Annotated in this window: 28 protein-coding genes and 1 pseudogene; 21 read left to right on the plus strand and 8 right to left on the minus strand. The window is 72.9% G+C overall.

Going from position 1 to position 18,017, the window contains the following annotated elements:
- The 17 genes and pseudogenes from KDK95_RS29330 to KDK95_RS29410 all read left to right on the plus strand — a co-directional run.
- A pseudogene (locus KDK95_RS29330) lies at positions 1-222 on the plus strand (hypothetical protein); the annotation flags it as partial.
- Positions 219-710: a hypothetical protein gene (locus tag KDK95_RS29335; RefSeq protein WP_212521567.1), complete on the plus strand. Its 492-nt coding sequence runs from the start codon at positions 219-221 to the stop codon at positions 708-710. The pseudogene KDK95_RS29330 and the gene KDK95_RS29335, both read left to right, overlap by 4 nt.
- Before the next feature lie 5 nt (positions 711-715).
- Complete coding sequence (locus KDK95_RS29340; protein ID WP_212521568.1) at positions 716-2,056, plus strand: hypothetical protein; 1,341 nt, start codon at positions 716-718, stop codon at positions 2,054-2,056.
- Positions 2,057-2,124: 68 nt separating this feature from the next.
- Positions 2,125-2,727 carry a hypothetical protein gene (locus KDK95_RS29345; RefSeq protein ID WP_212521569.1) on the plus strand — a complete coding sequence of 201 codons (603 nt, stop codon included), beginning with the start codon at positions 2,125-2,127 and terminating at the stop codon, positions 2,725-2,727.
- Between the two features lie 283 nt (positions 2,728-3,010).
- Complete coding sequence (locus KDK95_RS29350; RefSeq protein WP_212521570.1) at positions 3,011-3,553, plus strand: hypothetical protein; 543 nt, start codon at positions 3,011-3,013, stop codon at positions 3,551-3,553.
- 43 nt (positions 3,554-3,596) lie between these two features.
- A complete protein-coding gene (locus tag KDK95_RS29355) occupies positions 3,597-3,836 on the plus strand; it encodes a hypothetical protein (RefSeq protein WP_212521571.1) in 240 nt (79 codons plus the stop codon).
- A complete protein-coding gene (locus tag KDK95_RS29360; RefSeq protein WP_212521572.1) occupies positions 3,826-4,311 on the plus strand; it encodes a hypothetical protein in 486 nt (161 codons plus the stop codon). The genes KDK95_RS29355 and KDK95_RS29360 overlap by 11 nt, the downstream gene beginning before the upstream one ends.
- A 103-nt stretch (positions 4,312-4,414) precedes the next feature.
- Positions 4,415-5,014, plus strand: a complete 600-nt coding sequence (locus KDK95_RS29365) for a hypothetical protein (RefSeq protein ID WP_212521573.1) — start codon at positions 4,415-4,417, stop codon at positions 5,012-5,014.
- Positions 5,001-5,375: a hypothetical protein gene (locus KDK95_RS29370; protein WP_212521574.1), complete on the plus strand. Its 375-nt coding sequence runs from the start codon at positions 5,001-5,003 to the stop codon at positions 5,373-5,375. The genes KDK95_RS29365 and KDK95_RS29370 overlap by 14 nt, the downstream gene beginning before the upstream one ends.
- A gap of 152 nt (positions 5,376-5,527) precedes the next feature.
- On the plus strand, positions 5,528-6,178 hold the full coding sequence (locus KDK95_RS29375) for a hypothetical protein (RefSeq protein ID WP_212521575.1): 651 nt from the start codon (positions 5,528-5,530) through the stop codon (positions 6,176-6,178).
- A gap of 1 nt (position 6,179) precedes the next feature.
- Complete coding sequence (locus tag KDK95_RS29380) at positions 6,180-6,707, plus strand: hypothetical protein (protein ID WP_212521576.1); 528 nt, start codon at positions 6,180-6,182, stop codon at positions 6,705-6,707.
- 99 nt (positions 6,708-6,806) lie between these two features.
- Positions 6,807-7,481, plus strand: coding sequence for a hypothetical protein (locus KDK95_RS29385; protein WP_212521577.1), 675 nt, complete (start codon positions 6,807-6,809; stop codon positions 7,479-7,481).
- 82 nt (positions 7,482-7,563) lie between these two features.
- A complete protein-coding gene (locus tag KDK95_RS29390) occupies positions 7,564-7,866 on the plus strand; it encodes a hypothetical protein (protein WP_212521578.1) in 303 nt (100 codons plus the stop codon).
- Positions 7,867-8,071: 205 nt separating this feature from the next.
- Complete coding sequence (locus KDK95_RS29395) at positions 8,072-8,596, plus strand: hypothetical protein (RefSeq protein WP_212521579.1); 525 nt, start codon at positions 8,072-8,074, stop codon at positions 8,594-8,596.
- A gap of 212 nt (positions 8,597-8,808) precedes the next feature.
- Complete coding sequence (locus KDK95_RS29400; protein ID WP_212521580.1) at positions 8,809-8,985, plus strand: hypothetical protein; 177 nt, start codon at positions 8,809-8,811, stop codon at positions 8,983-8,985.
- Positions 8,978-9,202, plus strand: coding sequence for a hypothetical protein (locus KDK95_RS29405; protein ID WP_212521581.1), 225 nt, complete (start codon positions 8,978-8,980; stop codon positions 9,200-9,202). The genes KDK95_RS29400 and KDK95_RS29405 overlap by 8 nt, the downstream gene beginning before the upstream one ends.
- A gap of 63 nt (positions 9,203-9,265) precedes the next feature.
- The gene (locus KDK95_RS29410) at positions 9,266-9,991 is read left to right on the plus strand and encodes a hypothetical protein (protein WP_212521582.1); all 726 of its coding nucleotides are present in this window, start codon (positions 9,266-9,268) and stop codon (positions 9,989-9,991) included.
- Positions 9,992-10,218: 227 nt separating this feature from the next.
- Here KDK95_RS29410 and KDK95_RS29415 read toward each other — a convergent pair whose 3' ends face one another.
- The 3 genes from KDK95_RS29415 to KDK95_RS29425 form a co-directional block, all read right to left on the minus strand.
- Positions 10,219-10,617, minus strand: coding sequence for a hypothetical protein (locus KDK95_RS29415; RefSeq protein WP_212521583.1), 399 nt, complete (start codon positions 10,615-10,617; stop codon positions 10,219-10,221).
- A gap of 125 nt (positions 10,618-10,742) precedes the next feature.
- A complete protein-coding gene (locus KDK95_RS29420; RefSeq protein ID WP_212521584.1) occupies positions 10,743-11,084 on the minus strand; it encodes a hypothetical protein in 342 nt (113 codons plus the stop codon).
- A 287-nt stretch (positions 11,085-11,371) separates the two neighbouring features.
- Positions 11,372-11,764 carry a hypothetical protein gene (locus tag KDK95_RS29425; RefSeq protein ID WP_212521585.1) on the minus strand — a complete coding sequence of 131 codons (393 nt, stop codon included), beginning with the start codon at positions 11,762-11,764 and terminating at the stop codon, positions 11,372-11,374.
- 191 nt (positions 11,765-11,955) lie between these two features.
- On the opposite strand from KDK95_RS29425, the gene KDK95_RS29430 reads away from it, so the two are divergent.
- The 4 genes from KDK95_RS29430 (at position 11,956) to KDK95_RS29445 (ending at position 14,372) form a co-directional block, all read left to right on the plus strand.
- Positions 11,956-12,525: a hypothetical protein gene (locus KDK95_RS29430; RefSeq protein ID WP_212521586.1), complete on the plus strand. Its 570-nt coding sequence runs from the start codon at positions 11,956-11,958 to the stop codon at positions 12,523-12,525.
- Between the two features lie 39 nt (positions 12,526-12,564).
- Positions 12,565-12,942 (plus strand): hypothetical protein, encoded by a 378-nt coding sequence (locus tag KDK95_RS29435; protein WP_212521587.1) that lies wholly within the window; start codon positions 12,565-12,567, stop codon positions 12,940-12,942.
- 156 nt (positions 12,943-13,098) lie between these two features.
- Positions 13,099-13,506, plus strand: a complete 408-nt coding sequence (locus tag KDK95_RS29440) for a RusA family crossover junction endodeoxyribonuclease (RefSeq protein WP_212521588.1) — start codon at positions 13,099-13,101, stop codon at positions 13,504-13,506.
- Positions 13,503-14,372, plus strand: a complete 870-nt coding sequence (locus tag KDK95_RS29445) for a hypothetical protein (RefSeq protein ID WP_212521589.1) — start codon at positions 13,503-13,505, stop codon at positions 14,370-14,372. Before KDK95_RS29440 ends, KDK95_RS29445 begins: the two co-directional genes overlap by 4 nt.
- Before the next feature lie 25 nt (positions 14,373-14,397).
- Here KDK95_RS29445 and KDK95_RS29450 read toward each other — a convergent pair whose 3' ends face one another.
- The 5 genes from KDK95_RS29450 to KDK95_RS29470 form a co-directional block, all read right to left on the minus strand.
- Entirely contained in the window at positions 14,398-14,709 is a 312-nt protein-coding gene (locus tag KDK95_RS29450; protein ID WP_212521590.1) for a hypothetical protein, read from the minus strand.
- Positions 14,700-15,164: a hypothetical protein gene (locus KDK95_RS29455; protein ID WP_212521591.1), complete on the minus strand. Its 465-nt coding sequence runs from the start codon at positions 15,162-15,164 to the stop codon at positions 14,700-14,702. The genes KDK95_RS29450 and KDK95_RS29455 overlap by 10 nt, the downstream gene beginning before the upstream one ends.
- Positions 15,161-15,931: a FadR/GntR family transcriptional regulator gene (locus KDK95_RS29460; protein ID WP_212521592.1), complete on the minus strand. Its 771-nt coding sequence runs from the start codon at positions 15,929-15,931 to the stop codon at positions 15,161-15,163. The genes KDK95_RS29455 and KDK95_RS29460 overlap by 4 nt, the downstream gene beginning before the upstream one ends.
- 173 nt (positions 15,932-16,104) lie before the next feature.
- Positions 16,105-16,935: a hypothetical protein gene (locus KDK95_RS29465; protein WP_212521593.1), complete on the minus strand. Its 831-nt coding sequence runs from the start codon at positions 16,933-16,935 to the stop codon at positions 16,105-16,107.
- A partial coding sequence (locus KDK95_RS29470) for a hypothetical protein (RefSeq protein ID WP_212521594.1) occupies positions 16,935-18,017 on the minus strand: 1,083 nt, incomplete at its 5' end. The genes KDK95_RS29470 and KDK95_RS29465, both read right to left, overlap by 1 nt.

Consider the following 18,017-nt stretch of genomic DNA (forward strand, 5'->3'; position numbering starts at 1 on the left):
GGAGTGGGGCGGTGGCTTCTGGAAGCGCCGGACGGGACGGTGCGGATCGAGGCCGAGTTCGCCAGCAGGAGCATGCGCGTGCGCGCGGCCGCGCCGGCAGGGGGCGAGATCGCGATCGCGCTGGCGGAGTCGGCCACGGCCGGGCAGATCGCCGCCGCGGTCCTCGCGATGCTGCCGGCCGAACCCGACGGGCCGGCCCCGGGCGGGGCGGCGGGGCGGTGAAGGCGCGGTTCGAGTTCACCTGCGACATCGATGTCGAGCGCTACGCCGATGCCGCGGGGATCGCGTGCGAGCGGGTGCGCTGGGATGCGACGGCGTACATCACCTCCTCGATTCCCGACTTCGCCGGGCTGGTCAACACGGAGGCCGACCGCCGCTACCACCGCAGCGCGCGCACCCGCCCGGGCGCGGTCCCGCGCGTGCAGCGCCGCGGCCGGATGAGGCTGCGGATCGGGCTGACCGTCGCCGTCGAGCGCGGCCGGTACGCGGCCTGGGCGTCGGTGCGCCCGGACGAGGCGCGCGATGACCTGCTCGCCTACATCACCCGTAGCGTCGAGGACCTTCCGATCCTGGCCGAGGCCAAGGTCCCGGTGCGCTGGCACCGCCCGACCCGGCTGCGCAGCCGGCGCACCGAGTGGCCCATCTGCCGCGAGGACGAACAGAACTGTGAGCCGGCGCCCGTGCCGGCCGAAGAGACCTGGTGGGAGTAAGCAGCGTGAAGCACTTCGCCTCGGCGCGCGCCGAGGCCGGCGTCCCCGACCTGCCCCCGGACGCGTTCGTGATCTTGTCGTACGGGATGGGGGTGGACTCGACCAGCCTGCTGCTGCGTCTGATCCTGGACGTCGGCTCGCGCTGGTTCCGGCTCGAACAGCTCGTCGTGCTGATCGCGGTGGTCGGCCCGCTGGACGAGTACGCGCGCACGCAGCGGTACCTCGAGAAGATCGTCTTCCCGATCCTCGCGCGCCACCGCATCCGCACGGTTCAGCTCGCGCGCGCCTCGGGCAAGGCGAAGGACGGCTACCTTATCCTGGACGACACCCGGACCCCGACCCGCCTGCACCGCGACCGGGCCCGCTGGTCGCTCTACCGCGAGCTGATCGAGGCCGCCACCGTCCCGAGCGTGTCCAGTACTAGACGTTCGTGCTCTGATAAAGCCAAGCACTGGGTGCTCGACCGCTTCATCGCCGACGAGTTCGGCTCGCGGCCCTTCGCGCACCTTCTCGGCTTCGGAGCGCACGAGCGGACGCGGGCCGATCGGGACCGCGCCCACGCCACCGCACTGCGCCACCCTGCCCACCCCTTGCTGTCCTGGGGTTGGGATCGCGGCCGGGCCGAGGTGCACCTTCGCGAATGCGTGGGCTCGGATCCCGGGCGCTCGGCGTGCAGCTACTGCCCGTTCTCCGGGTCGCTGGCGGGCTTGGAGGAGCTGCTCGCGTCCTGGCGCGCGGAGCCGGCGGCTGGGGCGCGGGCGCTGATGCTCGAGTTCGTCGCGCGCTGCGTGAACAAGACCGCGAACCTCCACCACCCGCGCTCGGCGCTGGCCACCGCCTACAAGCACCGCAAGGAACTCGCCGAGGCGATCGCCCTGTTCGAGGCCCAACTCGAGCAGGTTCCCTGGGTCCTGGTCGAGGTGCGCCGCGTGATCCGCGCCAAAAACGGAAACCCGCAGGCCAAAGGCGCCGCGGCCAGGTCGGTGCGCCGGCGCGGCGAGCCGGGCCCGCGGGCCCGCGTCCTCGCCGACCTCGAGAAGATCGCCGCACGCTCGGCCCCGCGCGGCGCGGTGCTCGAACGCGAGCCGCACGGGGTCGCCCGCCTGGTCTTCCGGGCGCGCGATGCCGCCTACCCCGCCGCGGAGCACACGCTCACGGCCGTGCCGGCCGTCGTGCACGACAAGGAGCGCCCCAGTTTCGCCACGCTCTTCGAATCCGTCACCGGCCAGCGCGTCAACGCCACCCGCGCCCGGCGCGAGCCCGACTACCCCCCGCTCGAGGAACTGCTTGCGCTGCTCGGATTCCGCAGCCCGCAGGAACTCGAGGACCTCGACCTCGCGGCCTGATCCGGCCCCCGCACCGTGCCGCGCACCACGCGCGCCCCGAAACCCCACACGGAAGGACCTTTGCACTCATGCAGATTCCCTCGACCGAATCGGCCGCAGCCCCGACCCCGCGGCCGCGCGCCGGACTAGAAGGGGGCTGGAGCATCCACGTCACCTTCCCGGCGAACGCAGCGGTGCTGACCCTGCTCAACCCGCAGGGCGAGAAGGAGCACATCTCCTTCGCCCTCGGCTTCTCGGGAGGCCCGCCGCTGACCATCACGGACCTCGACCAGATCGAGGACGGCGCACTGCGCACTGCGGCGCACCAGGTGCTCGATGAGCACGCCACGCGGGTCGCCGCCGCCCGCCGCGCGATCGCAGAGTTCAACCGGCTCGTTCCGCCTGCCGTGCTCGAACAGGTGACCGGCGCCCTGGCGGCGCAGCAGATCATGCTCGGCCTGGAGCTCGACGCCGACGCCGTCGCCCTCGGGCTCGCCCTCAACGCCGCAGGGCCGGCCGCCGGAACGCTGCTGGCACTGGTGGCCCGGTGGCGCCGGGATCCGTGCGCGCCGGCCGAGGGCCTCGCCGAGGAACTCGTCGACGGAATCGTCACGGCGCGCCTGTCCCAAGGCGCGGCGATCCGGTTTCTCACCTGGCTCAGCCGCGACCTGCACGAGGTCCAGGGCGCTTAAGGCTGCGCCGCTCCACCCGGGCCGCGATCGGTGCGCTAACTCAAGCGGCACGCCGGGCGGACCTCAGAACGTTCCGCACCGGGCCTTTATTGCTACAACGCAAGTTGTATTGCTATATTGGTCCCGTGCGGGGCGGTCCACCCGACTCCGGACAGGCTGCGCGGCCACGCCACCACCCCGCATTCGCGGGCCCGACTGGCTGCCGCGCAGCCCTGAACGCCCCCGGGGAGCACGAGCGCCCCCGAGATCTTCCCCGACCACGTCACACGAGAGGTGCACGCCCATGCCCACCACAACCCCGAGCGCCGAGGCCGAGGACCGACCTTCCAGCCGTCCCGGCGCAGCCTCCCGCCTGATCACCGCGATCGAGGCGCTCGTGCCCGACCCCGCGACTGCGCGCCCGGGCAGCGGCGACGTCGCGGAAGCGGAGCTCAACCCCTTCCACCTCGCAGGCCGGGCCGCAGGGCTCGCTCTGGGCGTGGCCCGGGCCAGCGGCGACGAGAGCTTCCCCGGCGCCTTCGCCCACACCGCGCTCGCCTCCGGGATCGAGTGGTGCATCACCGATCCCGCCGCCCGGCTCGCCGTACTCCACTTCCTCGCCGGGGCCTTCTACGACCTCAGCCTCGGCATCCTCCTGCCGGACGTGACCGCCGCCGCAATGCTGCTGATGTCCGCAGCGGAGCTGGCCCTGGTCGAGAGCGCGGACGAGTCCGTCGAACAGGCCGAGGAGGCGGCGCTCGAACTGCGCGAGCGCATCCACCGGTGCGCGGTCGCCATCGCCCTCCGCGCCGAACAGTCCCAGGCGCGCCCCGAGACCGGGTCCTGACACCACCACGCCGCGCAGACACGATCCCGAGGAGCAAAAGGACATGTCCCGCAAACGCCGAGCGCCCTCCCGGCGCCCCACCGGCCCGTTCCTGGTCGCCTTCACCGTGACGTGCACCTACCCGGTGCCCGTCGGGCGCGTCGGCGCGGACCAGGCGATCGCGGTCGCGCGCGAGATGTTCGAGGTCACCCGCCCCGAGCACCGTCGCGCGTGGCTCACCGGCGGGGGAGAGGCGCACGACTTCCAACTCTTGGACACCGGGGGCGAGCCCGTTGCCCCCTGACGCCGCCGACCCGGCCGCGCCCTACCCGGCGCGGCCGGGGGCGATCTCGCTGATCGCATTCGCCAGCCGCACCCGCGCGACCCTCGCATGGCGCGAAGTGCTCGAAGACCCCGGCCCCGAGCCCACCATCGGCGTCCTCGCCGAGATCCTCATGGCTACCTGCGCCGGCCAGATCCACCGCGCCAACCGGATCTTGATGTCGAGCCACTGGACCCGGCTCGACGACGAGATGGTCGGGGCGTATCCAGCCTCGCAGACCCCGCTCACCGCGGTGGCGGTCGCCGGCGTCGGCGAACGCGACCGGCGCGCGCAGGACGCGGGCCGGGGCCCCGCGCGGATGCTGCTGACCGACCGGCCCACCGTGACGGGATACCTCTACGTCCTCGATCCGGCCCCGCGCGCGATCGACCTGTACAGCGCCGAGAACGGCACGTGGGCGGCACGCCACCGCACCCGGATCGCAGCCGACTACTGAGCCCCCGCGAACTGCCCAAGCGGGCTGCGCGTGCGCGGCCGCGTGAGCCGCAGAGCCGTCCCGGCCGCGCCGCCACCCCACCACGAAGGGCCCTGACTCCGCCATGTCCGATCACACCACCGAACACCCGTACCGCCCGCTGCCTGCGGGCGAATGCTGGACGCTGTACTGCGCGCTGGAGGCCGCGCGCTGCGCGGACCACGAGCTCGCGATCGACTTCGTGCGCGACGTCCTGGAGAACGCAGACCTCGACGACGGCGTAGCGCTCGGGCCTTTTCACCGCGACTTCCTCAACCGGCTCATCACCCACCGGTACGAGGGCCCGGTGGACGCCGACCGGCTCATCGCCGCGCTCGCCTGCCTCGCTGCCGTCAACGGCGCCGTCGCCGCCACGCGGATCCGCGCGATGCAGGTCCCGGACTCACCCGGGTCGGCCTCGGAGATGACGCTGAGCGCGGCGTGCCCGTGGTGCGGAGGCCCACGCGAGCACGGTCGCGAATCCGCGACCTGGGACAAGGCCCCTGTGCCGATCCTGTACTGCTTCGCATGCGGTCGCGCCGACGCACTGCGCACCGTGCGCGTCGAGGCCGGGCACCTGCCGTGGGACGGCGAGGCCTACGCGGCCGCCCGCGCCCGCACCGGAACGGGCAACGGCCCGGCGTCCTCGACCCTGGGAGGCTGGCCCGCCGGTGGACGCGGCTGAACGGGCAGGCGAGCCGGGCGCGGGCCGGCAGCCGCCGCCGGCCGGGTGCGCCGTCCACGTCGCAGCCCTGCGCGTTACGGGGCTGGATCGCAGGCACACCACCGCGCTCCGGGAGGTGCTCGCTCCCGAGGACGGCGAGCGCGCCACCGTGCTGGCCACCGTCGTGCACCTGGCGGTGCATGACCCCGCCGGCTTCATTGAGGCCGTCTTGGACCGGCTCGATCCGCAGTGGCGGGCCCTGGACGCGCTCGCGCTGCACGCGCGCCTGGCCGAGATCACCGGCCCGCGCCGCCGCGTCGTTCTCCTCCTGCGGGTCAGGGCCCGCATCCTCCACGCACTCGCGCGCCGCCCGCAGCCGTAAGGGGGCGGCAGCGCGGGCACCCGTCCCACTATTGCTATAACGCAAGTCATGTTGCTATATTGGTTCCACCGCCACGGCTGCCACGTCGCCGCGCGGGGCACGCATTCCGGCTCATCTATACACTCTGTTACATCTAAGGATTGGGGAGACCTTTGATTCACATCGGTACCACCGCACGCCGCGCGCTCGGCACCGGCGCCCTCGCTCTGCTCGCCCTCACGGCGAGCTCGGCCTGTAGCTCGGACGGCTCCTCGGGCCAGGGCGCGGCCGTGAGCTACCAGCCCGCTTCCTTCGGGGTGAGGGTGACCGGCGGGTTCGACTGCTACTACGTCCTGGACCGGGGGGAGGTCGCGGACCTGGTGACCGCGGGGCTGTGCCCCGCCGGATCGATCCCGACGCTGATCCCGGCCGCCTACCTCGAGGAGTACTGGGGCTACTACGACTCCTCCGCGTACCTCGTGTACGTGCCCTCCGGCTCGCGCACGCGCTACACCTCCTACGAGGCGACCTTCTCGCATCGCTACTCGACGCAGATCAGCGCCCTCTCGCGCAAGGCCGTGTACAAGGGGTCGAACGGCTCGACGGTCACCGGGACCTCGAAGCTGAAGTTCGGCACCGGGACCTCGGGCAGCGCGGCTGTGCACGGCGGCGGCAACGCGCGCGGGTGCTCGCTCGGGATGACCGTGCTCAGCGACAAGTCCGGCGGGACCACGGCCACGACGCACGGCGGCGGCAACGCCCGCACCGGCACCACCGTCAAGCCCACCACGAAGAGCGGCAGCGGCTCGAACGGGTCGTGCTGAGATGCCCGAGCTCTACACGGTCTTCGGGTACTGGGAGGACAACGGGCAGCGCTACGGCCGCTTCGACGAGGCCGATTCCGCCGTGCACGCCGAGCTGCTGATGCAGCGCAGGGCGGCCAAGGAGAACGCCGTGTTCTGGGCGGCGGCGACGCTGCGCGGGGAGTTCCACCCGGTCGACGCCGCCTACACCCGGTACCTCGACCCGCAGGACCCGCGCAACGAGGAGATCGAGTTCGAGGGGGTGGACGAACTGCCGACCACGGGTGAGTTCACGGTCTACGGGCTGATTCTCTCCACCCGGCGTCTGGACGCGGGGTGGAACCAGCGCACCGGCGGGCAGCGGTTCATCGGCCACGAGATGGCGACCTCCGCCCTGGCCGCGGAGGGGGCCGCGAGCGCCCGGGTGGCCACCGACGAGCACCACGCGAAGCTCCTGGTGTGCGCGGTGCTGCCGGGCCGGATGGAGAAAGCCGACACACTGCCGTTCTCCAACCCCGACGAGCGCTCCCGCCACCGCTTCGGGCAGTGATCCGCGCACCGGCACAACCCGCCGCCCGGCGCCCGAAACCTCTCGGGCGCCGGGCGGCGCCGCTTGAAACCAACGAGGAGAGGAACGAGGTGAGAGCCGATGGCCGGGCCGATCAGCCCCGTCGTCGTCTGGCGCGGGTGCGAGGATACGTGGAGCGCCGGAGCGCACGCCTTCGATCTGGATTTCGGCGACGGCGCGCCGGAGGTCGAGTACGACCTGACCGGTTTCCGCTGGGCGTGCGAAGGCTTCGCCACCGAGGCGGCCGCCCGCGCCGCATACGGTCAGCACCACCCGGACCCCGGCCGATACGAGTTCGTGCCCGCCGGGCACGAGGATCTCGGCCGGCTGCAGGCGGCGCTCGAGGCTTGCGCGTACCGGTTCCGTCTCGACCCGGCCGGCGCACTCGTTCCCGTGCCCGCCTACTCGAAGTGCACCGCGTGCGCGAATCCGGGGACGGCGTACGAGTACAAGGGCCGGGCCTACGACGGGCTGACCGCGTATCGGGGCGAGCGGCTGTGCGCGGCGTGCCGGGACGCGCGCATGGCGAGCGAGGGCGTCGACATCCTTGTCAGGCCGGACGGGCCCTGGAGGGAGCCGTACCTGTTCAACACCGTCGCCGACCGCGACAAGGTCACGCTGTGGCTTCCCCCGGAGTTGCGCGGAGTCGACGGCCGCGACCTGCACCGGCTGCGCCCCCGGCGCCCGCGCAGCCGGCCCGTGCGAGACCGAACCCCCGGGCGCCCGCGACCGACTGCCGCCGGGGACGCCGGATGAACCGCCGCGACCGGTCTGCGGCCGCCCTCGCACCACCCGTCCCCGAAACCCCGCACAAACCCCCACGCCAAGGAGCGCCTCCATGGACCCGACCGACCCCGTCTTCTACCGCCTGCCCGCCCGAATGCTCGAAGTAGGCATGAGCACCGACGACGGCCAGGACATCCTCACCCTGATGCCCGGCGATGAGTGGATCATCGCCTCCGTCTACACCCCCCGCCCGGACGACCCGGAGCAGGACGAGGCCAACCGCGGAGAGACCGAGTCACGCATGTACAGGCCGGGGGAACCGGTGGACCTGGCGGTGTTCGCGGACACGCTGGTGGACGGCTCCGGGCTTCCTGAGGCCGAACTCGTGGAGCATCCCCAGGACCCCGCCGCCTGACCGCCCGAAGCCTCGCCGGCGGTCGCCGCCCCCGAATCGGCGGGCTGTTCCACCGGATCGCGCAGGGCTTCGGCGCGGGACGTGGCCGCCCCCGTCCGTGCTTGGGTGTGAGAACCGCGATCCCCTTATTTCTATAAAACAAGGCCGGTTGCTATAATGGTTCCAGCGGCGGCGACAGGCCGCCCCGGCGAGCAAGGACACAGATATGAACCCAAGCGCCCCGACCCTCGAGAAGGATCCGCGATTCGCAGCCGGGCACCGCCCCTACCGGGGCGTGGGCTGCTACGACACCGCCGCCCGCCGCGACGCGCTGACCACCGCGCTCAACGCGACCGTCCACGCCCTCGAGCAGGCGCACGCGGCCGACCCGGATGCGGAGCAGGCCTTTCCCACGGCTCCGGGAGTCTGGGCGCACGAACGGACACAGGCCCGGGCCGCGCTGCGCGAGGCCGTGGGCGGCTGGGCCAGCTGCGCCGCGGCGGCAATCGATGACGAGGCGCTGCCCGTCGACGCGGTCAGAGTCCTGATCAAGCACGCCACGACCGAGGCGGCCCGGGCCCAGCGCGGACTGAGCGCGGAGTGGATCGCAGAGCTCCAAGCCACCCTCGGCCAGATCCTGTCCAACCCGCTCGGCGCCAGCGGCAGCGCACTGCGCCTGGCCGCAGCGCACTGCAGAACGCTGGTGGACCTGATGAACGACCCGACCGGATATCAAGGCACGACCTCCTGACGAGGACCCCGGGGGCGGCCCCCGCCCAAACCACCTTCTCGGCGGCCAGACAGGCCGTGGCGCACGGCGCCGCGGCCTGTCTGGCCGGGAGCGGAGCGACTACGAGCATGGACAATCTCCCCGCGCGCGTTTCACGGCACATCGGCGCCGCAAGCATCGACGAGGCAGGGCGTATGACCTGTCCGAGGTGTGCCGGAGACTTCGGGCCGACCATGGCCGTGTACGAACTGGCCGTGTTCGAGGACGGCTACCTCCCCGGCGCGCCGCTGCTGCGCGGAGTGTGCCTCGACTGCGGGTACGCGAGCGCGCCCGCAGGCCGGGAGCCACCGGACGACGACGAACCCGGCGCTGTGCTCGCATCCACCGGGACCGGATGCTGCCGTGGCTGAGTGGTCGCGGACCGAACGCGTCGTCGAATACGTCGAGTACCGCGTCCCCACCGGGCCGCTGGGCGGGGCATGGAACCAGCTGCAGCAGGCGATCAACGCCGACGTGGCGGAACTGCGCGGCGAGCGCACGGCCGAGTGGGAGCCGTACGACGACGCGATCAGGGTCTTCCCACTCGACGACGCCGTGGTGCTGCGGTTCGAGAAGCCGACGACCTGAGCCGAACACCCGCGACGCTTCGCTCTCCCCGAGGGCCCGCGGCGCCGAGCGACACACGAATGGATGGTGTCTGACATGCAGGTGCAGGGCGAAGGCAGTGGACGCAAGGACTCCGCGGCATCCTGGCCCGTGGAAACCGGGGCCGGGCCGGCGCCCGGCGCAGAGGAGATCGAGCAGCTCGACGACGCGCAGTTGGAGGTCGAGCGCCTGCTGCTCGAACGGTCCCTGCGTCGGATCGCCGCACTCGTGCTGCGCTGCGAGCCGACGGCGAAGGTGCTGTTCGTCGAGGTCGACTCGGTCTGGAACTACGAGCCGGTCGGGTGGAGCGCGAACGCGCACCTGCAGCGACCGCGGGAGGCCGACTCGCTCGAAGCGCTCGAGGAGGCCGAGATCGCGGCCGGGCGCGAGCGCGAACTCGCCAACCTGGTGGAGAACCTCGGGGGCTGGGAGCACGCGTGGGAGCCCTACACCCGCTTCCGCGACGTCGACGGCGGCCGCTACAGCCTGGACCTGGAGGCGCTGCGCATTGCGCGGATCGCGCGCAGCGACGAGCATCCGCGCTGGTGGACGGTCATCGGCACCTGGAGCTTCTGCCCCGGCGCCGCTCTACCCCCGTGGACCGAGCTCGTGCGCGCCACGGACCCGGACACCGCCGCCCGCATCGCCGTGCGCCGCCGGCAGGCCGGCCGTCAGCATCCGCACCCCCCGGCGCCGGGAGAAGTCGCGGTCCTCGCCTGCGCCTATGCCGTGTACGCGGGCGCGCTCCCGCCCGCGGCGCAGTACGTCTGACCCTTCCGGAGTGGACCCGCGTTCGCGCCGCGGCCGTGCGATGCGGCGGCAACCTGCCCGAATACGCCACCTGGCAACGGGATCGGGCGTATCCTAATGTTGATGACGGCGTCCAACCCCCCCTGGACGCCGCGCGCTGCCTGCGGGTAGCGCCGGGGGCCGACCTGTGAACGCTCCGGATCGGCCCCCTCCCGCGTCGGTAGGCGCCGACCGGCATCGACGGCCTGTCAGGGGGACGACTGCCGGAACGGGTAAGCGGGTTCGATCAGGGCTCTGAGCCCAAGGCGCCGAGCCTGTGCCGCCACCGCCGCGGCGCTCGCCGCCGGGATTGCCGGAGTGACCACGAGCCGGTCGTCGACCAGCACCAGCACTCGCGCGGCCGCGACGTGCGGACGCGGCGACGCAGGCAGGATGCGCAGGTGCGCCGACGGCACGAGCGCGCGGAACAGGCGCGCCGTCGCGGCCACGGTGTCCAGGACGCAGACCGGAGCGCACCGGCGGGCGCCTGGCCGGTGGCGGACGCGCCGGGGGGTGTCGAAGGCGCCGAACACCCTCCCACAGGCCAGGCAGGCCGCGCCGGCCTGCTGAGCGGCGGTGAGGCGCACGACGCGATAGCCGGCGATCACGCGGCCCCGGGAGAGCCGCCCCCTCCGACGCCGGCGCCGGGGGCGAAACGCCCGATCGCCGGGAGCGCGGTCGTCGGCCCGTCCTCGGGTTCGAGTTCCAGCGGCGGTCGCGGGGGGTGGGTAGATCACGGCTGGGGCCTCCCGGGCGAAAGCGGCGGCGGACAGTGCGGATCGGTCTCGGCGTAGGAGTCGGCGAGGTCGACCAGGCGTCGGCGCAGCGGGGTGAGCGCGCCGGCCAGAACCGCCCGGTCGGCGGGGTCGTGAGCGGCGGCCTGCAGCGCCGCGTCGAGGTGCGCGGCGAGCGCGGCCGCGCGCGCGGCGGGATCGAGGCCGCCGAGGCCGAGCAGTGCGAGGTGGTAGCCGACCAGGGCGACGCCCGGTCCGGCCGGGCGCACCCGGAATACGCCGCGGGCGGAGTCGAGCACGACGAACGGGCCGGCGCCGTCGTAGCCGACCGGACCGAGCACCGCTCGGACATCACCGCCTCGTCGGCGCCGCGCGGCCCTCACCGCGCGCGGAGGGCGAGCGTGGGCAGGCAGGGGACCTGCGCGATCTGCTGAACGGCGGTGAGTGGGCGGCGGGCGGCGGGCGCGAGCGCGGTCATCGGCTTCCTTCCGGTCGAGGGTGCTTCACCGGGTCTAGGGGCCGCGCCCGGGCCGTCGGCGACATCCCGCGCACCGTCAGCCCACCGCGGCCCGGGCGGCCCCGATCCACAACCTGGCGCGGTCCCTGACGTTTCGGAGGAGCGCGGTCGTCACGGCTCGCGGCGAAGCGTGCGCACGACGGTGATCTCGCGCACGTGGCGGGGCCCGCCGAGGAAGCGGGCGGCGAGGTACTCGTCGACGCGGCGCTCGCTGGTGCCGGCCGGATTCGGGCTGCACCAGACCTGCGTCATGCGCTCACGGCCCTGCGCGATCCAGAGCACCTCGAGGAAGTAGCCGCCGCCCGGGGCGTCGCAGAGCAGGCGCAGATCCGCCATCTGCGCGGGCAGCCGGGTGAACTGGCCTCCGGCCTCGTTGCGCATGCCGACCTCGGTGACGGTCATCGCGCCGCCGCGCGGCTCCTTGCGGACCCAGACGACGGACTCCTTGCCGGCGTCGGAGAGCCAGTCCTGCTCCGGGGTGTATTCGATCTCGACGTCGGACATGTGCCTGCCTCTCGACGGCGGGCCGGCCTACCGCACAGCCCGGACAGTGTTGCGTTATAGCAATATGACTGTCATTATAGCAATAACGGTCGGGTGGGGCGCAGATCTTCAGCCAAGCCCGCACTGCACCCTCTCGCGGCCGATCGGCGTCCGCCGACGTCCCGTAGTCCAAGGCGATCCAGGAGCATGACATGCCGATTTCGAACCCGCCCGCGCCGACCATGCTGATCGGCGAGCTGGAGGACGCGGGCTGGAGCAGGCTGCGCCGCGAGGACTCCGAGCTCATCAAGGGTCTGAGCGCGACCACCCTCAAGGCCCCGGAGGGTCGGCTGGAGGTCCGCGTCGAGGGCCACGGGCGCGCGTGCGCCGTGACGCTGTGCGTCCCGCGCGAGGACGCGGGCCCGTGGGGTCACCGCTCGTTCACGTCCTGGCGGGCGAGTTCGCCGTGGCTCTCGGCCCGCACGATCGGGGCGATCGCGAAGGCCGCGACGGCGGCGATCGCCGACAACGAGTACCCGGTGGGCGAGAGCGAGATGATCATCATCCTGACCGCGCGCGGCTGGACCCACAGTCAAGAGTGCTCACACGATCAGCTGCTGTGGGGTGCGCTGACCAGTCCGGACGGCGACCGTGAGATCACCTGGGGCTCGGGCGAGGACGACGAGGGATGGCACGTCGCGCGCCGGGGCGAGAACACCGAGATCCGCGTGGGGCGATCCGTCCCGAGCACCGTGCTGTGCGCGCTCGGCGAAGCCGACTGACCGGCATCCACCGAAGGAAAGAGACCAGGGAGAGACGGGATGAGCCTGTATCGCAGGGTCGTGGCGTGGGAGACGGCCGAGGGCACCTGGAGCATGGGAGCCTACGAGTTCGAGACCCTGACCGAAGGGCCTTACAACAACGGGGAGGAGTTCAACCCCGAGTGGGACGTCGAGTACGACGAGACACGGTTCTGGTTCGCCGGCACCGGATACCCCACCGAAGACGAGGCGTGCGAGGCGTACGAGGACGCAGAGGGCAACCCGACCACCTACGAAGGCCCGTGGGCGGCCGAGGACGTCGAGCGGTTCGACGCGATGGCCGAGGCCTGCGGCAACCGTTGCGACTACACACCGCCCGCCGCGACGCGGCGCCGCGCCCCGGTGCTCGGCGGCCGCGGCCGGACGCGCACCTTCTAGACCGGCACGTGCCGGACCCGCCGCGCGGGCCGGCACCTCGCCCTGCGAGCCCGGGGTCGAAGCGCGACCCAGTAAATCTGACAGCGAAGCGTCGGGTTCATCCGGCTGAATCCGAGGCGTGTGCCCGCCGACGGCGATCATCAGTAAACTGAGCGCGTGCCGAGCCTTCCATGGGATGTCTGCGTCCTCGGCGTGCCCGCATCCCTCCAGGGCTCGCCGAACAGGCGCCGCCGCTGGAAGAGCGATGTGAACGCCGCCGCGAGAGCCCTGTGGCCGACCAGCGACCCGCCGCGCACCTCTCCCGTCATGGTGAAGATCACGTTCTTCCACAACGAGGCGCCGCTCGACGTCGACAACATGATCAAACCGATCCAGGACGCGCTGATCGGGATCGTCTACGATGACGACAAACGCGTCCACGACGTGACCAGCAGCGTGCGGGACCTCGCGGGCGCATTCCGCCTCAGCGGCCTGACCGCGGCCCTGGCCGAGGGTTTCCTCTCCCAGGGCCCGTTCGTGCACATCCGCGTCGAGGAACCACCGAACACGGAGGTCCTCCCGTGACCAGCGAATCGTCGACCCTTGAGAACGAGCTGCAGTCCGTCCTGGCCCAGTACCGCGCCGACGGGTACGAGGTCCTGCGCGAGGGCGCGCCGGCGGAGATTCGCGACTTCCTGCACGGGTTCGTCCCCGACTACGTCGCGGTCAAGGGCGAGGAGGTGGTGCTCTTCGAGGTGCGGCGGGCCGGCGCAGGCTCCAAGCAGGGCGACGCGGCGCTCAAGGAGCTCACGAGCCTGATCCCCCGGCACAAGAACTGGAGGATCGAACTTGTCTGGCTCGGGCGCGAGCGGCCGCGCGTGCTCGCCCGCGACAAGGCCCGACAGGTCCTGGCCGACGCGCGCCGGGTCGCCGAGGTCAGCCTCCCTGCGGCGCTCCTGCTCGCGTTCGCGGCCGCCGAGGCCGCGGTCGAGTACCTCCTCGCCCCCGCCTTGGGGCGGGAGGAGGCGTACGGGCTCGGCTCTGTGCGAGGCAGGCTGACCGAGGCCGAGAGCCTCGGCGTGATCTCTCCCCGCCACTACGAGGCCCTGTCCGAAGCTTCCGACCTGCGCAACCAAGTCGCACACGTCCAGGTGACCGACGTCCCGCGCGCCGTCGTCGACTCACTGTTCGAGACCGTCGAACTGCTGACCGGCGAGGGCTACGCCTCGCTCGACGCCATGATCGACTGGTTTCGCGGTGAGTTCGAGAACCCCGCCGAGCACGTGCCCTACGACTCACGGGACGGTGGCTACCAGTACATCAACGGTTCCTACGAGCCGGAGGACGTCCTGACCGACCAGTTCCCCGGTGCCGATCCGCTCGATCGGGCGGAGGCGGCCGCGAGCCTGGCGGCGGAGGCCTTCGAGTGGGTCAGAAAGGGAGATTACTGACGCCGTGACGGCCCGGCGGCTGCGGTCAGAACCCGCGGGCGGGCTGGCACCCGCCCTGGTAGGACAGACGTCCGTGGCGGTCCGCGGAGGCCTCGGGCTGGCCGAACGGCCCGGTGGCACACGCATCGCACAGGCAGCGCTGCACGGCGCGCGCCCGCGCCGCGGCCGAGATCGCGGCGACCTCGATCCGGACGAATCCGCCCTGTCCGTCGCTCACGATGTCGAGCGGAAGGCCCGTGAGGGGATCGATCGTGATCGCGGTGACGCAGTTCGGGCACGCCGCGGCCCGCTGGGCGCACAGGTAACAGGTGAACAGCGCCAGTTCGGTCACGCCCACTGCCCGCCGCCTCGCCTCCGGTCGGCTCCGACCGCGCGCGGCGGCAGGAGCGCGGGGTCCGGCGGCGCGACCTCGGTGACGATCCCGAATCCGACCGCGAGCCTGAACGCGGTGTTCTCCGAACCGTAGGCGTCGAAGAAGCCCCGGCACACCGCCGCGCGGCCGGTCTCGGCCGAGAGCGGCGGGTAGGTGTTGTGGCACACGATGTGCCCGCCCTTCGCGCGCACCGTGGCGATGCGCTCGCGGATGTGCGCCGGATCGATCGCGAGCCGCTCCCGGCCGCTGCGCAGGATGCAGTCGAAGCAGCGCTCGGCCAGCACCCGCACCTCGGGGACCGACGCGTCGTAGACGTCGAGGTCTCCGAGGGCGCCGAGCGCGGCGCTCCCACCCTGCACTCCGTCGCCGAGACGTTCGGCGCCGCGCACCTGGTCCTGCTGGCCGTCCTCGTGGATCACTTCTCTCCTGCCTCGTCGCCGGCGGTGTGCACGCTACCGTTTCGGCGCTGGCCCGGGACCGCGCGGTGCGCGGCGATCGTGTCGCGCGCGATGGACTCGGCGTACTTCGCCTCCCCGTCCAGGACGTCCTGGGCGAGGGCGGCGTGGGCGGCGGCGCTGTCCGTCTCTGCCGGGCACAGCGCGATCCCGTGATCCTTCAACTGCGCGTGGAGCAGTCCGGCGAGGTATTCGAGGGCGGGGTTGCCGCTCGCGCCCGCGAGCAGCGTGTGGAACTGGATGTCAGCCTCGGCGAAGCGCTCCGGGTCCGCGGCCTTCGCCGCGTCGGTCATGAGCGCGGCCGACTCCGCGAGGCGCTCGCGGGTGCGCGGGTCGATGTCCGCCGTCCGCTCGGCCGCCAGGCGGGCGGTCAAGGGCTCGAGCGCGGCGCTGATCTGCGCCAGATCGCGGGCCTGGCCTCGGGCCTCCGGCCCCGCGGCTCTCCAGCCGATCACCTGCGGGTCCAGCAGGTTCCATTCGGCGATCGGTCGGATGCGGGTGCCGGAGTTCGGCCGGGCCTGGACCATGCCCTTGGCCGCCAGCGTGCGCAGCGTCTCGCGGACCACGGTGCGCGAGACGTGGTGCTCGGCGGCGATCTGCTCGGGATCGAGCGGGCTCGGGTCGGTCGGCGCAGCCACGATCAGCGTTCCGAGCGCGTCCACCAGTTGCCCGTGAAGGCTCCGGTCCCGCCGTGCGCCGAGCGCGGCGGCGCCGTTGAGGGTTCTCTGCATTGTCCTGATGCCCTGTCTGCTGGAAGTGGCGGGCGCGGTGGCAAGCGCGTCCGCGGTGGAAGGCGGCGAACCCGCCGCGTTGACCAGTATAGCAATAGTACTTGCGTTGTAGCAATAAGATGGCGAGCTGCTGGTCACCGGCGTCGCCCAGGCAGTACGTCGGGTGGGCGCGGCTATTGCGTGGGGACGTAGCCGAGCCCGGCGCACGCCCCGCACTGCAGGTGGGGAAAGCGGCGTTCGGCGCGCCGGGCCAGCCGGCGGGCCAGTTTCCGGGCCCGGCGCGGCGAGAGCGTCCGGCCGGCGGCGGCGTGTGCGGCTGCGGCGGCCGCGAACTGCTGCCTCGCCCACGCCTCGCGTTCGCGGTCGGCGCGGTGCCGGTCGACGTATCCGTGGTCGCAGAGCGGGGCCCGGCACGCGGTGATCGGTCCGAGCAGCCGGCGGTCCCTGCGCCGGTGGACGGCGCGGTGGGCGCGGCGCTGCTTGCGGGGCAGGTTGTAGCGTTCGGCGGCGTCCGGGTCGGTGATCCGGTCCCACCGGGCCTGGCGCTCGGCGGCCCAGGAGCGCAGCCCGCTCCAGCCGCCTTCGATGACGGCGCCGCGGGCGCTGAACATTTCCCGCCCGCGCGCGCCTTGCCCGTGGCGGGGGCACGAGCGTGAGCCCTCCAACCGCCCGGTCGCAGGATTCTTCAGCGGGATCCGCCCGGTCCCCGCGCACGGGCAGCCCGAGGACGACGCCGACCGCGACCAATCCGGCGCCGCCTGCCGGTTCTCGCACAGACCGGTGACCGGTTCGATGCGGCTCACCGGGGCGACGCCGCTGGCCGCACCGCGACGTCCGGCCGCGGTGGTCGCGCCGGCCCGGGGTATCGCCGCGGCCGCCAGGCGGCGGCGCGCGAGCTCGTGTCGATGCAGCCGACGCCGGGCGGCCGTCAGGGTCCTGCGCCAGGCCCGGCGGGCGGCGCGGCGCGGGGCCGAGGTGATGCGCCGCCAGATCCACGGGGCCATCAGCCCTGCCTTCCCTGGTCCGGGCCGTTCTGCGGGCCGTAGACGCTGTCGTGCACGCGGTAGCGGCGTGAGCGGGCGCCGGGCGGCTTGCCGGCGGTGAGGTATCCGGCCGCCCTCCAGCGCTCGAGCGCCTTGCGGACCGGTTCGCGGCTGGCGAGCCCGGGGAAGCCGAGGTCTGCGAGCTGGCCGATCTCGGCCTCGCGCCGAGCGAGCAGTGCGAGCCACAGCTGCCGCAGGTGCTCGGGGACCAGGTCGCCGCCCGGGTAGCGCGGGCCGGGTGCCGGGTCGGGCGGGCGCGGCACGGACCAGCCGCCCTGAGTCCCCGCGGCCGCCGCGGCCGGCTCGCCCTGCGCGCCCTGCTCGCCGACCGGGGCCCACCCGTCCGGGAACTCCTCGCTGAACAGGCGCCAGAGCAGGTCGGAATCGCGGGAGTGGTAGCGCTCCTCGGCACCGGCGCGGAACGCGGCGCACGAGCGCGGGTCGGCGGCCGCGAAGTCCAGGATGGCGCCGTCCGCGACGGCGCGCGCGACGGCGTCGGGGATCATCCGGGAGGCCCCGTCCTCGTCGTCGAGCTGGAAGGCGCGGTAGACCCGTGGGCGTTCGTGCCCGACCGCCTCGATCATGAACTTGCCCTTGTGGACGAGCTCGTTGAGCAGCCAGCCGCGTCCCTGCGCGCCGGGCCCGAACACGGAGTTGATGACGGTCGACTCGGTCGAGCGCAGCCCGATGCGCACCGCGTACTGCTGGCGCGGGTCGGTGTCCCCGCCGAACACCTTCGCGCTCGGGACCTGGGTGCCGGAGATCACGCACACCCCGACGTATCGGCCGAGCTGCAGGATCGACTCGAGGATCTTGGCTCCGCCGGGGATGGCGCGGGTGAGCTCGGCCAGTTCCTCGATCGCGAGCAGCACGATCGGCCCGTACGCGCTCGACCAGCGGCGCACCGCTCGCCCGGTCTTGCGCGAGATCTCTTCGAGGATCAGCCCCCGCTCGTTGATCAGGGCCTTGACGCCGTGCAGGACCTTGTGGCCGAGCGCGGGGGTGTCGGCCACAAGGTCCTGCACGGCGTCAAGGCCCTGATC

Source organism: Actinospica acidithermotolerans (assembly GCF_018139625.1).
Taxonomy (GTDB): domain Bacteria; phylum Actinomycetota; class Actinomycetes; order Streptomycetales; family Catenulisporaceae; genus Actinospica; species Actinospica acidithermotolerans.